Raw genomic sequence first — 2,245 nt, forward strand, 5'->3', positions numbered from 1 at the left:
CCCGCGCGGCGGGGCGGGGGGGCCCCCCCCCGCCCCCCGCGCCCCGAAGAGCAGGACCGTCATATCAGGGTTCGCTATTACAAGGGGACCCAGCACCAAAACGTGTGCGAAGCACACTGTCGTGCCGCCGGCCAGGCGGCTGGACGCCGCCGCAAGCGCTTGCTCTGCAAGCGATTTTCATGCTGGGTCCCCTTCCCCTCCGGTCGCAAGCGACCTCCGGCCGGGGATGACACCGGTGGAGCGCTCATCCTGTCGGCGCGACCGACTTGATGAGAGCCCGAAGATCCTCGAACTCCGACCAACGCGTTCGGGCCAGGAGCCCCTCACGGCGCCGCTGGCGGGACGAGGGCCGGCGGCGGGGCGTCGGGGGCGAAGGTGCGCGGCTTGTTGTGGCGCACCATCGGTTCGAGCTGCCAGATGCCGAGCCCCGCCACCACGATCGCGAGGAGCGCGACCACCGGCTCGCCCTGGGCGAGCGCCTGCCAGCCGACGATCGCGAGACCGAGCACGATCCCAACGGCGACGACGGCCGTGATCGCCCAGACCGGCCAAGAGCGGCCGGCGAGGAGCCGCGCGCCGGGCGAGTAGCGGCCGATGCGGGCGAGGAGCTCGCGCATGAAACGGCCGTATTCGGCGTCCTTCCGCTTGGCGTTCACGAGAGAGGTGTAGTCGACCGAGGTGATCTTCACCGTGCGCCCGCCCTCGAAGATCAGCTTCGCGGTGAGCTGCGCGGGCGCGAAAGAGCGCGTCTCGAAGGTGAGCCGCACCGCCTCGACGCGGTCGAGGGGGAAGCGGTCGGTGCGCGCCATGCGCTCGACCTCGAGCGCCCGCCCGCGGATGCGGAAGGCGACGGGCAGCCCCGCCGGGCGGGGCGATTGGGCATAGAGCCAGGTTTCGCGGCCGGCGGGGCTCCCGCCGGCGGTCTCGGGTTCGGCGCTCATGGCTCCCCTGATGCGCAATGGTGCGCCGGAAGGCAAGGGGATAGAGCGGGCGCGGCGGCTCGTGTGGAAAATGTCATGCAGGTGTCATAGAGGGGGGCTATCGACGGCGCGCATCGGCGACGCGCCTCCTCCCGGAGAGCGCCGATGTCACGAGATTTCGCGAAACGGGAGAGGTCCAGTGAAGATCGTCACCACCACGAGCGCGCTCGCCATCGCGGCCGTCGGCATTCTCGCCGTCGGCGCGGCCCAGGCGCAGACGCGCGAGCAGATCCGCATCGTCGGGTCCTCCACCGTGTTCCCCTACACCCAGGCGGTCGCCGAGGAATTCGCCCAGGCGACCGGCCGTCCGGCCCCCGTCGTCGAGTCGACCGGCACCGGCGGCGGCATGCGCATCTTCTGCGACGGCATCGGCGCCGAGTTCCCCGACATCACCGGCGCCTCGCGCGCGATGACCGAGTCCGAGTGGGCCCGCTGCCGCGAGAACGGCGTCACCGACGTCTCCGAGGCGCTGATCGGCTTCGACGGTCTCACGATCGCGGTGTCGATCAACGGCGCCGACCTCGACCTCTCCGAGGCTCAGATCTTCCAGGCGCTCGCCGCCGAGGTGGTGGTCGACGGCGAGATCGTGGCGAACCCGCATCGCCGTTGGAGCGACATCGACCCGTCGCTGCCCGACGCCGAGATCATCGTGCTCGGCCCGCCGCCGACCTCCGGCACGCGCGACGCCTTCGTCGAGCTTGTCATGCACGACGGCTGCCAGACCTTCGAGGAGATTGCGGCCCTGCGCGCGGACAACCGCGACCGTTGGAACGAGATCTGCAGCCGCATGCGTCAGGACGGCCCCTTCGTCGAGGCCGGCGAGAACGACAACCTGATCGTCCAGCGTCTGCAGGCCGACACCACCGCGCTCGGCATCTTCGGCTACTCGTTCCTCTACGAGAACCAGGACACGCTGAAGCCGGTCTCGATCAACGGCATCGATCCCTCGCTCGACACGATCGCCGACGGCTCCTACCCCGTCGCCCGTCCGCTCTTCTTCTACGTGAAGAACGCCCATCGCGGCGTGATCCCGGGCCTCGCGGAGTTCATCGAGGAGTACATGTCCGAGGAGGCCATGGGCCCCGGCGGTTACCTCTCCGAGCGCGGCCTCGTGGTGCTCCCGGACGAGCGTCGCAACGAGGTTCAGACGAGCGTGCGCGAGGGCGTCGCCTTCGACCGCTACGGCTCGTGATCGCGCGCGCCTGACGACAGCGTCGCGGGGGGGGGGGGGGCGCCCCCCCCCGCCGCCCAACCAACACCGACAC

2 protein-coding genes are annotated in these 2,245 nt (G+C 70.6%); one reads left to right on the forward strand and one right to left on the reverse strand.

What is annotated here, in order from left to right; genetic code table 11:
- Positions 1 to 323: 323 nt before the first annotated feature.
- Positions 324 to 941 carry a hypothetical protein gene (locus ACK4UM_RS15385; protein ID WP_409800743.1) on the reverse strand — a complete coding sequence of 206 codons (618 nt, stop codon included), beginning with the start codon at positions 939 to 941 and terminating at the stop codon, positions 324 to 326.
- Between the two features lie 178 nt (positions 942 to 1,119).
- On the opposite strand from ACK4UM_RS15385, the gene ACK4UM_RS15390 reads away from it, so the two are divergent.
- Complete coding sequence (locus tag ACK4UM_RS15390) at positions 1,120 to 2,172, forward strand: substrate-binding domain-containing protein (RefSeq protein WP_409800745.1); 1,053 nt, start codon at positions 1,120 to 1,122, stop codon at positions 2,170 to 2,172.
- Positions 2,173 to 2,245 lie beyond the last annotated feature (73 nt).

It is taken from the genome of Salinarimonas sp. (assembly GCF_046292825.1).
Classification (GTDB): Bacteria; Pseudomonadota; Alphaproteobacteria; order Rhizobiales; family Beijerinckiaceae; genus Salinarimonas.

Bases quoted from the DNA above. Each gene is read 5' to 3' on its own strand.
- ACK4UM_RS15385 (WP_409800743.1), bottom strand. From the start codon at position 941: ATGAGCGCCGAACCCGAGACCGCCGGCGGGAGCCCCGCCGGCCGCGAA.